A 230-nucleotide genomic window follows, 5' to 3' on the forward strand; every position below is an offset into this window, starting at 1 on the left:
CGGTTGCGCCTGAAGGGCGTATCACCCCGGGCTGCGCCGGGATCTGGAGCGACGCCCATGCCGAGGCGTTCGTGCCGATGGTCAAGGCCATCAAGGCGGCCGGCTCCGTACCGGGTATCCAGATTGCCCACGCCGGTCGCAAAGCCAGCGCCAACCGTCCGTGGGAAGGCGACGACCACATCCCGGCCTCCGATGCCCGCAGCTGGGAAACCATCGCCCCGTCGGCGATT

General features: G+C 69.1%; 1 protein-coding gene. It reads left to right on the forward strand.

The window, feature by feature from the left end; all coding sequences use genetic code 11:
• On the forward strand, positions 1–230 hold a 230-nt coding region (locus tag AC0L2O_RS37685; protein WP_473373305.1), incomplete at both ends, for an oxidoreductase.

The organism is Bradyrhizobium sp. Kon10 (assembly GCF_055807395.1).